Source organism: Streptomyces sp. NPDC101237 (assembly GCF_044767465.1).
Lineage (GTDB): Bacteria > Actinomycetota > Actinomycetes > Streptomycetales > Streptomycetaceae > Streptomyces > Streptomyces gramineus.
In genome coordinates, this window is record NZ_JBIWNY010000040.1 from 1 (window position 1) to 14897 (window position 14897).

Annotated in this window: 9 protein-coding genes; 5 read left to right on the forward strand and 4 right to left on the reverse strand. The window is 74.2% G+C overall.

What is annotated here, in order from left to right:
- The first annotated feature begins 119 nt into the window (after positions 1–119).
- Together ACIRQ9_RS37140 and ACIRQ9_RS37145 are read left to right on the forward strand one after the other, a co-directional pair.
- The gene (locus ACIRQ9_RS37140) at positions 120–2807 is read left to right on the forward strand and encodes a tetratricopeptide repeat protein (RefSeq protein WP_404184268.1); all 2688 of its coding nucleotides are present in this window, start codon (positions 120–122) and stop codon (positions 2805–2807) included.
- 60 nt (positions 2808–2867) lie between these two features.
- Complete coding sequence (locus ACIRQ9_RS37145; RefSeq protein WP_404184131.1) at positions 2868–6614, forward strand: tetratricopeptide repeat protein; 3747 nt, start codon at positions 2868–2870, stop codon at positions 6612–6614.
- A 45-nt stretch (positions 6615–6659) separates the two neighbouring features.
- On the opposite strand, the gene fxsT is transcribed toward ACIRQ9_RS37145, so the two are convergent.
- The 4 genes from fxsT to ACIRQ9_RS37165 form a co-directional block, all read right to left on the reverse strand.
- The gene (gene fxsT, locus ACIRQ9_RS37150) at positions 6660–10133 is read right to left on the reverse strand and encodes an FxSxx-COOH system tetratricopeptide repeat protein (protein ID WP_404184134.1); all 3474 of its coding nucleotides are present in this window, start codon (positions 10131–10133) and stop codon (positions 6660–6662) included.
- On the reverse strand, positions 10126–10338 hold the full coding sequence (locus ACIRQ9_RS37155; RefSeq protein WP_404184137.1) for a hypothetical protein: 213 nt from the start codon (positions 10336–10338) through the stop codon (positions 10126–10128). The genes fxsT and ACIRQ9_RS37155 overlap by 8 nt, the downstream gene beginning before the upstream one ends.
- Positions 10339–10434: 96 nt before the next feature.
- Positions 10435–10902, reverse strand: a complete 468-nt coding sequence (locus ACIRQ9_RS37160; protein WP_404184140.1) for a hypothetical protein — start codon at positions 10900–10902, stop codon at positions 10435–10437.
- Between the two features lie 131 nt (positions 10903–11033).
- On the reverse strand, positions 11034–12455 hold the full coding sequence (locus ACIRQ9_RS37165) for a DEAD/DEAH box helicase (RefSeq protein ID WP_404184142.1): 1422 nt from the start codon (positions 12453–12455) through the stop codon (positions 11034–11036).
- A 241-nt stretch (positions 12456–12696) separates the two neighbouring features.
- On the opposite strand from ACIRQ9_RS37165, the gene ACIRQ9_RS37170 reads away from it, so the two are divergent.
- The 3 genes from ACIRQ9_RS37170 to ACIRQ9_RS37180 are packed head-to-tail and all read left to right on the forward strand — an operon-like array spanning position 12697 to position 14875.
- The gene (locus ACIRQ9_RS37170) at positions 12697–13761 is read left to right on the forward strand and encodes a Rieske 2Fe-2S domain-containing protein (protein WP_404184145.1); all 1065 of its coding nucleotides are present in this window, start codon (positions 12697–12699) and stop codon (positions 13759–13761) included.
- On the forward strand, positions 13758–13931 hold the full coding sequence (locus ACIRQ9_RS37175) for a hypothetical protein (RefSeq protein ID WP_404184148.1): 174 nt from the start codon (positions 13758–13760) through the stop codon (positions 13929–13931). Before ACIRQ9_RS37170 ends, ACIRQ9_RS37175 begins: the two co-directional genes overlap by 4 nt.
- Positions 13928–14875, forward strand: coding sequence for a PDR/VanB family oxidoreductase (locus ACIRQ9_RS37180; protein ID WP_404184150.1), 948 nt, complete (start codon positions 13928–13930; stop codon positions 14873–14875). The genes ACIRQ9_RS37175 and ACIRQ9_RS37180 overlap by 4 nt, the downstream gene beginning before the upstream one ends.
- Positions 14876–14897: the final 22 nt, after the last annotated feature.

The following is a 14897-nucleotide window of genomic DNA, read 5'->3' on the forward strand; positions in this document are numbered from 1 at the left end:
CACCGCGCGCCCCCGCCGCCGGTCCACCACGCGGGATCAGCCGTGGCGGCGGGCCCCCCGGGGGTGCCCCCGGGCGACGCGCCCCGGGGGGGCGGGGGGGGGGGGCCCCCCCGCCGCTGCTGGTCCTGGCCGGCTGCTCCACCGCCTCCGCGCGACGACTGCCGCGCGAGGACGGTGGCGGCACCTCGTTCCTGCCCGGCATGGCGGAGCAGTTGGCCGCCTTCGGCCTGTCCGCGGTCCTCGCCATGTCGGCGCCCGTCCGGGACACCTACGCGGGCGAGCTGACCGCGGCCTTCTACACCGGCCTCGCCTCCGGGACCAGCCCGTTGGACGCCCTGCACCGAGCGCGGGTCGCCCGCGAGGAGATCCGGTGTCAGGCGGGTGGTGACGCCGCCCTTCCCGAATGGCACATTCCGGTGCTGTACACCGCCGCCCGCACGGCTTCCGGACCCCACGCGGGGAACGGACCGTCCCGACCAGCCCATGTTCAGGGGCCAGACGGCGGCCGCCCGGCCACCGTCCTCGCCGCACGGACGCCGCTCGCCCTGCCACTCGGCACGTTCGTGGGCCGCCGTCCCCAACTGCGCCTGGCCGCACGCGCCTTGGCGGACGACGGGACGGGGCTGGTCGTCCACGGCCTCGGCGGAGGCGGCAAGTCCGCCTTCGTCGGTGAACTGCTGCGCTTCCACGCGGCCGGCCGGCCCGTCGCGCTGGTGCGCGGCAGGACGGACGTCGAGGAGATCCTGCACGCCGTCGCGGCCGCGCTGCCCGGCTCCGCGGACCAGACCGGCCTCCTCACCGACGCCTCACGCCCCTGGCCGCACCGGCTGCGGGACCTCGTAGGCGCGGCCGCCGGCCACGACACCGCGGGGCCCGTGCTGGTGCTGGACGAGTTCGAGGCCAACCTCGCCTCCGACGCGGGCGCGGCCCCGGGATTCGCCGACAGGGAACTCGGCGAGTTCCTGGACACCTGGGCGGAACTCGCCCCGCGAATCCCCGTACTCGTCACCTCGCGGCATCCGCTCCCGGCCGCCCGGCGGGACGCGGGACGGCTGCCGCATCTGGCCCTGCCGCCGCTGACGCCCGCCGAGACGGACCTGCTCCGTCTCAGGCTGCCACAGACCCGGCGACTGCCGCGGAGCGAATGGAACCGGTTCAAGGAGGCGGTGGGCGGCCACCCCCGGTCCTACGGCTACCTGGACGCCCTGCTCAGCCGGACCTCCGTCACCGATGCCGACCTGGAGCTCAGGCTTCGCCGCCTGACCGCCGGAGTCGAGGCGACCCGGGCCCGGGTCGCCGGACGTACCCGCAGCGCCCTGCGGGAGGCGTTGCGGATCACCGCTGCCGACACCCTGCTCGACGAGCTCCTGGCCACCCTCGCCCCCGGCTCCCGCACCCTGCTCACGTACGCGGCGGTCCACCGCTCGCCGGTACCCCGACGGGCCTTCACGGACGCCGAAGACGTCTCGCACGCTCTCGACGAGCTGGTCTCCGCGGGCCTCCTGGCTCCCGACGGCGAGGGACGGGACGGGGAGCGGTTGTGGTCGGTGCACCGCTGGACCGCGGCCGAACTGGTCCGGCTCGACGGTCCGTCGGCGCGCGCCGCCCACCGACGGGCCGCGATCCACTGGGCCGGCGTCCTCGACCAGGCGTCGCTCACCCAACGGGAGCGTATCCGTGCCGGGTTCGAGGCGATCGCCCACCACGAGGCGTGCGGGCAGACCGCGCAAGCCGCCGAGCTGGCACAGCCCGTGTGCCGGCTGCTGCACGCGGTGGGCCACTGGACCGCCGAGGAACAGCTGTGCGGGCGGGTGCTGGACTGGGTCGAACCCGGCTCCGCACAGGCGGCACAGGCCCATCGGCAGCTCGGCCTGGTGGCTCGCGACCGGGGGCTGATGGCCGAGGCGCGGGACCACCTGGAGCGTGCGCTGACGGTGAGCGACACGGCCGGCGATCTCCTGGGGATCGCCTTCGCCGAGCACCAGCTCGGCTCGGTGCTGCACGAACTCGGCGACTTCGCCGACACCGAGTCCCGCTACCGCCGGGCCTTCGAGGTGTTCCGGGAACTCGGCCGGGACCGGGACGCCGCCGCGTCCCGCTACCAGCTGGCCATGCTGGACGAGAACCGCGGCAACGCGGCGCGCGCCCGCGCCGGTTACGAGGAGGCGCTCGCCGCCTTCGAACGGGCCGAGGACACCGGGGCCGTCGTCGCCTGTCTGCGCAGCCTGGCCTACGTCGCGCAGGATGCCCAGGACGTGGCCGGAGCGATGGCGCACTGCCGTACCGCCGCGGCACTGTGCCGGGAGACCGGCGACGAGATCCAGGAGATGGAGATCCGCAACCAGGTCGGCACCCTGCACGTCGTCTCCGGTGAACTCGACCAAGCGCACGTCGAGTTCGACGCGGCACTGCGTATCGCCACCGCCCGCGGCGCCCTCGAGGAGATTGCACGCTCCCACCAGCACCTGGGCATCTGCGCCGAACGCCAGGGCTCGCTCGACATCGCCGAGGAACACGTGCGGACCGCGCTGGACTTCAACAGACAGCTGGCCCGCGTAGTGGGTCAGGCACAGTGCCTGACCCGGCTCGCCGCCCTCGACCGCGGACGCGGCCGTCCGCTGGCGGGGCTGGCCAAGGCACGCGAGGCGCTGGCCCTGTTCCGCCGCACCGACGAGACACGTGACCGCGCCGACACCTACCGCGTCATCGGCGACTGTTTCCAGGACCTGGGCCGCCCCGCGGCCGCCGACCGCTATCACTCCCGCGGTTCCGTAACGACCGGGATGACGCCGCCCGCAACCGCCTGAACGCGGCCGGGCCGCACGTACGGCACCCCGGCGGCCTCGCCCTGAACGCCCGACGGAAGGATGGCAGTGAAGTCCGAGCCCGCCCAGGCCCCCGTCGAGCGACCGGTCTCCGTCCTGGTGACCGTGACCCGCACGGAGACCGCCGTGTCGGTCGACGGCGAACTCGCGGTGACCCGGAAGCATCGCGGTCTCACGCGCGCCGTGGAGGAGCGGCTGTGGCGGCTGGCCAGGTCCCGGGTGGGACACCCGTCACTGACCAGGTTCGACCCGGTCACCAACGCGACCGCGCCGGCGTCCGCCGCGTCACGGTACGCCGTGCACGCGCTGGGCATCGCCCTCGGGGAGGCGTTCCTCGGCGGTCCGGCCGCCGAGGCCGTCGTACGCGCGCTGGACGGCGGCGGTCCAGGCCGGCCGGTGTGGATCGGATTCGCCGTGCCCGTACCGGAGTTCCATGGGATCCCGTGGGAGACGCTGCTGCTGCCCGGCACGCCGGCTCCGCTCGCGCTGTCGCCCCGGGTCCGGCTCTACCGGTCGCCGACCGCCGACCCGCGGCCCGCTCGCGGACCGGCCGGGTCGAACGGCCTGCGGATCCTGGCCGCCTTCGCGGATCCGCTGGACGATCCGGACGGCCCCGCACTCGATCTGGAGGCCGACGCACGGCGTATCGTCGGCGCCTTCGAGGCGGGCATCCGGCAGCGTCTCGTCGACGTGGAGACGGTCGACGGGCCCGGCACGCTGGCCGAGATCCGCCGGGCGCTCCGGCGCCGGCCCTGCGACATCCTGCATCTGTCATGTCATGCGCGAGCCGACGCGCTGCTGCTGGAGGACGACCGGGGCCGTGTCCACGCGGTCACCGCACAGGACCTGGCCGACGCCTTCCCGGCCGTCGGCGCACCCCGGCTCGTGGTGCTGGCCGGCTGCTCCACGGGGGCCGGACGCTCCCAGGACGGCGCGGCCCCGGCCGCGGCGGAGGAGCGGCTCGCCGGGCTCGCCGCCGGACTGGTCGCGGCAGGCGCCGGATCCGTCCTGGCCATGACCGCCGCGGTGAGCGACAGGTACGCGGCCGACTTCTGCGCCGAGGTGTACTCCGTCCTCGGCCGGTCGCGGGTCCGGGACGGTCTCCCGGACGTGGCGGTAATCCTCGACGCCGTCGCCGCGGCCCGGCACCGGCTGGAGTCCCGGCGCCGGGAGGACCGGGAGGGCGCGGATCTGTGTGAGTGGCCGACCCCGGCCCTGTTCCTCGACGCGCAGCCGCTGCCCGCGGACCCCCCTCCCGGCCCGTCCCCGGACACCGTCGCCCGCAGTGGTCCGCCGGTCTCCTCCGCCCCACCGCGGGAGGTGCAGCCGGTGGCCCGTCGTCAAGTGCTGCGTCATCTGCTGCGCGGCTGGGAGGACGACCGTGCGGGACTGGTCGTCCACGGACTCGCCGGGGTGGGCAAGTCGACGCTCGTCACCCAGTTCCTCCAACGTCTCGCCGTACCCGTCGAGAACGTGGTGCGGATCAGGGGCGCGGCGGACGCGGCCGCCCTGACGGCGGCCCGCCGGCGCGTGGCCGCCGTCCGGCCGGGCGCGCCGCCGGTGATCGTGGTCGTCGACGACGTCGAGAGCGAACCGGTACCCGGCGGACACCACGCCCGGTGCACCGACCCCGTGCTCGCCCGGCAGCTGACCGACTGGAGCGGGCAGCCGGACCGGTGTCGGCTGATCGTCACCAGTCGGCACCGGCTGCATCTGCCGGCGCCCGGCGGCGGCCCGACGCCGACCTTTCACCTCGGCCCCCTGTCACCGGCCGAGTCGAGGCTTCTCATCGGCAGGCTGCCCGGACTGAGCCGGTTCCCCGGCGACGCCGTGCGGCGGATCCTCGCCGGGATCGGCGGCCATCCCGCCGGCCTGGGCCACCTGGACGCGCTGGTGCGCGGTGCCGAACCGGTCCTTCCCGGGCTGGCCGCCCCGCTCGCCGACCGGCTGGCCGCCGAGGGCCGGTCGCTCGCCGCGGCCCGTTCCGGAGGGCTGGGCGCCGCGATCCGCTCGACGCGCCGGCTGCTGGCCCACCTCTGCGGTACGGACCGGCTGCTGGGACAGCTCACCCCCGCCCAGCACACGGCACTCGTCTCGCTCTCGGTCCACCGCCGTGCCGTGCACCCGGACGACCTCGCGCCCTTCCCGGAAGCCGGAACAGCTCCGGTGCGCGAGACGATCGCGGTGCTGGAGAGCGGGGGCCTGCTGTCGTCCACCACCGGCGAGGGCACCGGACCGTCCTACTTCGTCTGCCCCTGGCTGGCCGAGCTGCTCACGGGGGCCGCATCCCCGGAACTGCTCTCCGCCTGCCACGAGCGGGCCGCACGTCAGTGGCTGGACGTCCGTCGGCGCGAGGGCGACACCGCCCGGATCGTGGCCGATCTGACCGAGGCCAGGTACCACTTCCGGGAGGCGGGCCTGACCGACGAGGCGTTCGCGACGACGGTGGCGCTGGTCGACCGGCTGCGTCCCGTCGCCGCCCACGCCGAGGTGGAACGCCTGGCGCGGGAGTCGCTGACCTGGACGCCACTGACGGATCACGCCGCCGCCGTACTGTACGACGCGCTGGCCTGCGCGGCACAGGACACCGGGCGTCTCACCGAGGCCAGGGCCCACCGGGAACGGGTGCTCGACCTCTTCACCCGGGCCGGAGCCGTGGAGTCGGCCGCCACCGCCGATCTCGAACTGGGCACGCTTCAGGAGGCGATGGGCGAGTACGCGGAGGCCAAGGAGCGGTACGAGCGAGCGCTCGTCACCTTCAGCGGGATCGACGACGTGGCGGAGATGAAGCGTGCCCGGCACTATCTGGGCAGCGTGGCGATCTCCCTGGGGGACACGGTGGAGGCCCGGGAGCACTACGAGGCGGTCCTCGCTCTGGAGACCTCCCGCCCGGACGACGAGAGCGTGGCGGGCACCGCCGCCGCCCTTCACCAGCTCGGCGTGCTGGAGCACAGCCATGGGCGGCTGGACGTGGCCGACGGCCACTACCGGCGCGCGCTCACCACGCACGAACAGCTCGGCGACCGTACCGCGATGGTCTCCGGCTACCTCCAGTTGGCGCTGCTCATGCGAGAACAGGACCGGGTTCTGGAGGCGACGGCCCTGTGCCGACGTGGCATGGGCATCGCCGACGAACTGGGCGACGTGACCGCGAGTGCCGCAGGTGAGCATCTGCTGGGCATGATCGCCGACGACGCCGGCGAACCCGAGCAGGCCCGCGCCCACTACGAACGGGCGCTGGCCTTCCTGTCCCTGGCGGGCGACCGCGCGGCGGTGGGCACCGTCTACCACCAGCTGGGAGTACTGGCTCAGGGAACGGGCGACCGCGACCGCGCCCGGGAGCTGTACGGGCGCGCCCTCGCCGTCGCCGGTGAGTGCGGGGACCGGTACGGCGCGGGCCGTTCCCGCCAGCAGCTCGGGCTGCTGGCGGCCGCCGAGGGGGACGTGACCGGTGCGGTGTCCTGGCTCCGGCAGGCCCTGGAGACCTTCGAGGCGATCGAGGACCACGACGGCCAGGCCCGTGCCCTGTCCGCGCTCAGCGAGCGGGAGCGGCTCGCGGGGAATCCGGAGGCCGCCTTCGGCCTCGCGCTGCGCGGCTTCACGGCAGGTCTGGAGTGCGGACCGCAGACTCCGGTCGCGACCACGGCTCTGTTCGAACTCGCCGACGTGGCGGCGTCCTTGGGAGACGTCCGGTTCGGGGAGCTGCTGTCCGGTTCGGTAGGGTCCTCGGCCGCTGACGCTCTGGTCGAAGCCGTCCGCACCGCGCGCGAGTTCGGGGCCGAGAGCTGACCTGGCACCGGCGGTCCGCGGGGCACCGCTGCGCGTCCGCCCGGTTCAGGTGCTGCCGGAGACCAGCACCCGCAACCGGCTCCGGGTCTCGCGCTCCAGCTCACGGGCCGCGTCGAGGTCACCGGCGCGGCGCAGTTCCGCGGCGTGCACCGACGCCGTACGCAGGGTGTCGAGATGTCCTTCGCCCAGTCGGCGCAGGCGTCGCCGGTAGGTGTCCTCGATCAGCCGGGCGGCGTCCTCGCCTTCGCCCGCACGACGCAGCCCCACCGCCAACCAGTGGGCGTAGCGCAGGGTTTCGGGATGGTCCTGGCCCAGAACGGTCACGGCTCGGCCGTGGGCGTCCCGCAGCATGGCGAGGGCTGCCGCGCTGTCACCTTGGGCACCTGCGGCCCGTGCACAGCTGTAGGCGGACTGCAGCACGTCGGGGTGGTGCGGGCCGAGGACCGTCCGGCGACGCCGGTAGGTCTCCTCGTGCAGGTCCCTGCCCTCCGTGAGCGACCCGGTGTCGGTGAGCTCGAGGGCGTACCCGTGGGCCGCCCGCAGGGTTTCGGGGTGGTCGTCGCCGAGGATGCGTGCCAGTCCGGTGTAGGCGGCGCGGTGGACGTCCCGGGCCTCGGCGGCCCGGCCGGCGCCGCGCAGGGCGAGGGCCAGGTTGTACAGCGACAGCAGGGTGTCCCGGTGGTCCGCGCCGAGAAGCCCGGTACGGCGGTCGACCACCTCCTGCTGCAGCCGCAGGGCGTCGGCACCTGCGTCGCTGTGCGGCCCGCCGGTGTGCACGGCGAGGGTGATGAGGTCCGCGGCGAGATTGTGCTCGGCGGTGAGGGTCTCGGGATGCCCGGGGCCGAACCGGCGGGTGCGGTGGCCGAGGACTCGCCGGTCGAGTTCCACCGCCGCACCGTGGTCGCCGAGTTGGACACAGCAGCGGGCCAGGTGTTCGGTCGCGGCCACCGTGACGTCCGCGTCGTCGCCGTACTCGGTGCGCCAGTGTCCGGCCGCGGCGGACACGAGGTCCTTGGCGGTCCGGGCGTCGCCGCTGACAGTGAGGAAGTGGATCGTCCGCAGGAACATCCGGTGGCACGCGGGCTCCGGGGCGGTGGCGAGGTCGAGTTCGAGGACGTGCGGCAGCAGAAGGCCGTACGTCCGCCAGGTGCTCGGGTCCCTGGGATCGCCCGGATCGGTCGCCGACAGCACCTTCCGTGCCCACGAACGGTCCGTCTCCACCTCGGGTGCCCATTCCTCGCGGACGAGCCTGCGGAACAGCCGGTGCATGTGGAGGTCACCGCGTTCGACCTGTACGAGACCGACCCGGGAGGCGGCCTTCACCAGGTCCGCCAGCCGGCCGGGTGCGCGCGCGGACTCGTCGCGCAGGGCGGGCGGCAGCTCGGTGGCCTCGTCGAGGAGGGAGAAGGGCAGCGGGGCGGTCGCGAAGCAGGCCAGCAGCCGGACGAGTCGGGCCGAGAAGGGATCCCGTTCCTCGAGCCTGTCGACGGCGATCCGCACGACCGCGGCCAGCGAGGCCGGGTACACGTCCTCGTCGAGCCCGTGCGCCAGCGTGTCCTTGGCGTGCTCCGCGACGAGCGCGAGGTACCGGTCCACGCTCATCGGCGATCCCTCCAGCTGCTGCGCGGCCTGGTCCACGGCGAGCGGGAGATCGCCCAGCGCGGCGGCGACCCGGTCGGCGTCGCGGGCGGAGAGCTGCTCGGCCCTGCGGGTGAGCAGCAGGGTGGACTGGTCACGGTCGAAGTCACCGAGCCGGTGCTGGGACCCGAGCTGGGACCAGGACGGGTTGCGGGAGGTGATCAGTACCGTGAAGCGCGTTCCGGGGCGTGGAAGGTGGCGGCGCAGGGCCGAGGGCCGGTCGGCGTCGTCGAAGACGACCAGCCAGCTGCCCATCCGGCCCAGAGCCTCGATGACGGCGTCGGGTCCGGAGGCGGCCTCGGCCTCGACGCCGCAGAGCCGTGCCATGTCGGAGAACACCTGGGACAGCAGTTCCTCGCGCTGGGCCGGCAGCCACGCGACGAAGTCGTACGCGCCGCCCTGCCGGTCCAGATGTTCGAGGGCCAGTTGAGACTTGCCGGTGCCGGGCGGCCCGGTGATGATCACAGGACGGCCGCCCGGAGTGAGGAGCCGGCCGACGGCGTCCAGTTCCCGGTCTCGGGGCACGTGGTAGCCGAGCGGGGCGGTGGGGCGGGCCGTCCGCCAGAACACGGCCGGCGGGCCCGGCCTCGCGTCGAGGTGACCGGGGTCCGCGATGGCGGGCGAGGCCGGTGCGTCCGGCCGTCCGGTGGTCCGCTCGTCGCGGAGCGCTAGGTAGGCCTCGGCCGCGCGGGCGGCCAGTTCGAAGAACCACTGCCTGTCCTCCGGGCGCAGCCGGGCGCGCCCGGTGAAGACCAGGGCACAGGCGAGCTGGGCCAGGAGGCGGTGGCTGCGCCATTCCGCGTACAGACCGCGGCGGTTGTTCTCGACCCAGCGCTTCTCTGCCCCGTGGATCGAGTCGATCACCCGGCGAAGTCCGACGCGTACCTGGTCGCCCGGCCATCCGTCCGGGTCGACGAGATACCGGGCGAGGTCGGTCCGTACCTCCGGGGCCCGCTCCCCGGCCAGCTGTGAGGCCACGACGGAGAGGACGAAGTGGGCGGGGTCGCACACGAGGGGGACGTCCTCGCCGAATCTCGACAGGTCGATGAACCGGTGGGCGTCCGCGGCCAGCCCGGGGCGACGGCGGCAGACCACGTTGCCCGGGTGCAGATCGCCGTGGCCCAGCCCCGCCAGCAGCGACAGGATCTCGTCGCCGGCCGTCCGGTCGTCGGTCACCAGCGCGAAGGGATTGGGGAAGGGCCGGCCCTCACCGGGCAGCGCGAGGAACCTGCGGGGACGCTCCAGCAGGCCCGGATCGTGCGCGGCCCAGGTGTGCAGCGTGCCGCCCGGCTCGATACGGGGGCCGAGCAGACCGGTGAGGACCTCGGAAGCGGTTCCGCGGTGAAAGCTCAGGGTCTGCGGGGTGTTCCATTCGTTCAGGACCGACTCGACGACCTGCCGGCAGAGCGCGGCGGCCTCGGGACCTCCGAGGCTCTCGGACTCCAGGAGGGCCGACAGCGGCCGGTGGTCGGTGAGGCTGCCGCCCGCGATCTCCTGGAACATGATCCAGCCGTTGTCACCGAGAGGCAGGGCAGGGTAGTCGGGCAGCAGGCGGGTGAGGCGGCGCTCGACGAAGTACGGCGTGGACAATTCCTCCGCACGCGCGTGCCGCTGGGGTTCACGGACGGTCTGGGCGCGGGGCGGCAGCACCTTGAGGACGAGCTTGCGGGCGTCGGTGTGCCGGCCGCCGTCACGTCGTTGCGCGTACACCGCCAGGACCTGCGCGCCGGAGTTCCCGGCATCCTCCCAGCCCGCGTACGACAGCACGGTGCCGGTCCGGGCCAGCCACTGCTCCAGCGCGCGGCGGGCCTTGGGATCGCGGATCCGCCGCGGCACGTCGTCCGGTGCCGTCGGCGGCGGTGCGCCGGGCTCCTCAGTCACTGCCGGACGGCGGCGTCACGGAATCGGTCTCCGGATCCTCCCTCATGGCGCTTCCGGTGTCGTCGCCGGGCAGGCCGCTGAAGACGGTCCACCGGGTCCCGTCGAACTGCTGCACCTCGCCCTCGGCACCGAACCTGACATCGCCCTTCTCCGGCTCGGGCTCGTCCTCCCAGCCCGCGCCGCCGCTCTTGCCCTGCCCTGCCACGGTGTCGATCCCCCGTCCTCGCCCAGGAGTTGGTCCAGGCTACCGACCGCGCTCCCCCGGCACGGCCGAAGAGCCGGGATTCACTCCGCCGACGGATCACACGACGCGGAGCGAGGCCGCGTCGATGAACTCCTCCACCGCGATCCGGGTCCTGGAGCCGATGTCCTTCAGCTCCTCCAGGTCGTTCGCCTCGTCGATGCGGGTGGCGAGGGTCATGGCCGTGTTGCCCAGCTCCACCAACTGGCGTTCGCCCGAGACGAGTCGGAGTCGGTAGAGCGCGTACCAGGCCTCCGCTCTGCGCTGATGGGACTCGTAGCGGGCCTCTTCGTAGGAAGGTGAGTCGTACGCGGACTGACGGCGCCGCCAGCGCCGGTACTGGGACGACCTGAACTCCATGACCGTACGGGCGAAGTCGGCGCAGGCGGTGACTCTCTCCTGGCGCAGCCGTTCGGCGGCGGCGGTCTTCTCGCTCCGGTCGGCACGTCTGTTCTGCTGTCTGTTCGTCACGACGACGCCGAGCAGCGTCCCCGCCACCGCGATGAGTGCCGCCAGCATGCTCTCCACAACCGACTAGTGAACCAACGACGGTCACCTTGATCAAGACCGCGCCGCCACCAGGCGTGATCGGCTCGCCACGGAACGCCGCCGCGGGCCGGCCGGATCCCCGGAGTCGGGATCCGACCGGGAAGGCGGGCTCAGCCGCCCCGGCGGATCCGGGCCGCCTCGCGGGCCTCGGCGAGCTTGCGGGCCTCGCCGCCCCTGCGGGACGGCTTCCCTCCCGAGCCGCCCCGGGGGTCCTTGGTGGTGCCCAGGCCCCGGAACGGCGCGTTGTGGTTCTTGGGGCGGGGGGCCGCGGGGCCGCCGTCGAGAGGCTTGCCCGACGGGGTCCTGGCGCCGGTGATCCGGCTCAGCTCCGCCTCGCCCGACCGCACCTTGCTGACCTTGGCGGTGACGCCGGCGTCGGCCATGACCTGGCTCGTCTCGCGGCGCTGTGCCGACAGGACGAGTGTCACGACGGTGCCGGAGCGGCCGGCCCGCGCGGTGCGGCCCGCGCGGTGCAGGTAGTCCTTCGGGTCGGTGGCCGGGTCGGCGTTGACCACGAGGTCGAGGTCGTCCACGTGCAGACCGCGTGCGGCCACGTTGGTGGCGACCAGCGCGGTGATCTGGCCGCTCCTGAACTGGGCCAGCGTCCTGGTGCGCTGCGGCTGGGGCTTCGCGCTGTGCAGGGCGGCGGCAGCCACGCCGCTGGACCGCAGGTGCTTGGTGAGCAGGTCCACACCGTGTCTGGTGTCCGCGAACAGCAGGACGCGTCCGTCGCGGGCGGCGATCTCCGTGATCACGGCGTACCGGTCGGGGCCGTGCACGACGAAGACGTGGTGGTCGACGGCCGTGACCGCGCCGGCGGCGGGGTCCACGGAGTGCACGGCGGGGTCGCGCAGGTAGTCCCGGACCAGCTGGTCGACGTCGCGGTCGAGGGTCGCGGAGAACAGCATGCGCTGCCCGTCGGGCCGGACCTGGTCGAGGAGTTCGGTGACCTGCGGCAGGAATCCCATGTCGCACATCTGGTCGGCCTCGTCCACCACGGTGATGCGCACCCGTCCCAGGCGGCAGTCCTTGCGGCCCACGAGGTCGTGCAGCCGGCCGGGGGTGGCGACGACGATCTCGGCGCCGTCCCGCAGCGCGGCGGCCTGCCGTCCGGCGGACACCCCGCCCACCACGGTCGCCACCCGCAGCCGCAGCGCCTCGGCGTAGGGGGTGAGCGCCTCGCCGACCTGCTGGGCCAGTTCCCTGGTGGGCACCAGGACCAGGGCCAGCGGCTCCCTGGGCTGCGCGCGCCGCCCGGCGGTCCGGGCGAGCATCCCCAGCCCGAAGGCGAGCGTCTTGCCGGATCCCGTGCGGCCGCGGCCCAGGACGTCCCGTCCCGCGAGCGCGTTCGGCAGTGCCGCCGCCTGGATGGGGAAGGGCACGGTCACGCCGTGTCCGTCGAGCGTCCGCAGGATCTCGGGCGGCAGCCCCAGCCCGGCGAAGGACGGCGCCGGGGTCGCGGCCGCGCCGGGGTCCGGCTGACCGGACGGCTCGTCCTGCCGGGGGGCGCCGGCACGTGTCGATTCGCTCACAGAAAGTCTTCCTCCGAAGGGACCGTACCGAGGAAGGCGCGGCGGGAACGGGGCCGCCGGCCGGGACCGCGAACGGGTCACCGGCACGGCAACGCTGCAAACGGGACACAGTAGCACGAGGCGCGCCGCACGGTCCGGTGACCGTTTCCCGCCCGGCCTTCCGCCGGGCGGAAGTCGCGTTGCCGCGCCGCGCCGGTCTTCCGGACGATGCCACCACCGCAGACGGACGGGAGCCGCACGCATGCCGCACATCACCGCCTTCGCCAGGAACCAGTGGTACGTCGCCGCCTACCGTCACGAGGTCGGCCGGGAGCTGCTCGGGCGGACCGTCCTCGGGGAGCCGCTCGTGTTCTACCGGGCCGAGGAGGACGGCGCGGCCGTGGCGCTGGCCGACCGGTGCGTGCACCGGCGGTACCCGCTGTCGGCGAGCGGGCTCGACGGTGACCGGATCGTCTGCGGTTACCACGGGTTCACGTACGACCGGACCGGAGCGTGCGTGTACGTGCCGGGACAGAAGCGCGTCCCGCGCACCGCCCGCGTCGCCTCCTACCCGGTGGTCGAGACGGACTCCCTGGTGTGGGTGTGGATCGGCGACCCGGGCCTGGCGGATCCGGACACCGTGCCGCGGGCCCGGCACCTGGACGCCGCGGGCTGGACGACCGTGCGCGGCATGGAGCCCGTCGACGCCGACCACGGCCTCCTCGTCGACAACCTCCTCGACCTCTCCCACGAGACCTACCTGCACGGCGGCTCCATCGGCTCTCCGGAGGTCGCCGAGACGCCGATCACCACGGAGGTGGACGAGCGCGCCGGGATCGTACGGGTCAGCCGGCGCATGGACGACGCCGAGTGCCCGCCGTTCTACGCCCGTTCGACCGGGATCGAGGGCCGGATCACCCGCTGGCAGGACATCGAGTACCACGCGCCCTGCCTGTATCTGCTGCACAGCAGGATCGCGCCGGCCGGCGTGCTGCCCGAGGCCGACGGCAGCGATCCGAACGGCTTCCACACCGAGATCACCTACGCCATCACCCCGTCCGCCGAGGGCCGGGTGTACGACTTCTGGATGGTCTCCCGGGACTGGGCGACCGGTGACGACGAGGTCACCGGCTTCCTGCGGGACAGCAACCACGCGGTCGTCATGCAGGACGTGGACGCCCTCAACCTCCTGCAGCGCGCGCTGGGTTCGGAGCGGTCCGGCTACCAGGAGCTGAGCATCAACATCGACACCGGCGGCCTCGCCGCCCGCCGCATCCTCGCCCGGCTGGTCGAGGAGGGCGACAAGCCCGTGGAGAGGTCGCTGTGAGCACACCGGCCGGCGGTGAGGTCTACCGCGTCGACTGGCTGCCGGGCACCGACGTGCTGCACGGCACCTGTCACTGCGGAGCCGAGCACACCGCGCCGGATCCGGTCGGCATGTGGGAGTGGATGCTCGGCCATCCCGAGGGACACCGGCCGCCGGAGCGCACCGCGTGAGCCCGTACGAGGCCGAACTGGTCGTCGCGGAACGGGTGCCGGCGGCCGAAGGCGTCGTCGCCCTCACCCTTCGGCACCCGCTCGGCGCGCACCTGCCGGGCTGGGAGCCCGGGGCCCATGTCGATCTCGTGCTCGGGCCCGGCCTGGAGCGGCAGTTCTCGCTGTGCGGGGATCCCGGGGACCGTGCCGGATGGCGGATCGCGGTGCTGCGGGAGCCGGGCGGGCGGGGCGGATCCGCCTTCGTCCACGACAGGCTGGGCGTCGGGGACCGGGTGCGGGTGCGCGGCCCGCGCAACCGCTTCCGGCTGGAGCCCGCGCCCCGCTACCGGTTCGTCGCCGGCGGCATCGGCATCACGCCGATCCTGCCGATGCTGGCCGCCGCCGAGGCCGCGGGCGCCGAGTGGAGCCTGCTGTACGGCGGCCGGACCCGGCGGTCGATGGCGTTCACCGCCGAACTGGCCCGGTACGGCGGCCGGCGGGTCACCGTCGCCCCGCGGGACGAGACCGGGCTGCTGGATCTCGGTCCGGTCCTGGACGCCGTTCCGGACGGCACCCTCGTGTACTGCTGCGGTCCGGGCCCGCTGCTGGACGCGGCGGAGGAGCGCTGCCCGGCGGGCGTGCTGCGCACGGAGCGGTTCCGGCCGAGGGACCGGCCGGACGGCGCGGCCGGTACGGACGGCGCGTTCGAGGTCGTGCTCGGGCGCAGCGGCCGCAGCCTGACCGTGGCGTCCGGGGTCTCGGTGCTCGACACCGTGCGGGCCGCCGGGGTCGAGGTGCTCTACTCCTGCGCCGAGGGCACCTGCGGTACGTGCGAGACGGACGTCCTGGAAGGCGAACCGGACCACCGGGACTCGGTCCTCTCCGCACAGGAGCGGGCGGCCGGCGAGACCATGCTCATCTGTGTGTCACGGTGCCGCGGGGCGCGCCTGGTGCTGGATCTGTGAGCCGCGGGGCGCGGTGGCCGCC

Excerpts from the sequence above, each read along its gene's own strand:
- ACIRQ9_RS37145 (WP_404184131.1), top strand. The coding sequence starts at position 2,868 with ATGGCAGTGAAGTCCGAGCCCGCCCAGGCCCCCGTCGAGCGACCGGTC.
- ACIRQ9_RS37170 (WP_404184145.1), top strand. The coding sequence starts at position 12,697 with ATGCCGCACATCACCGCCTTCGCCAGGAACCAGTGGTACGTCGCCGCC.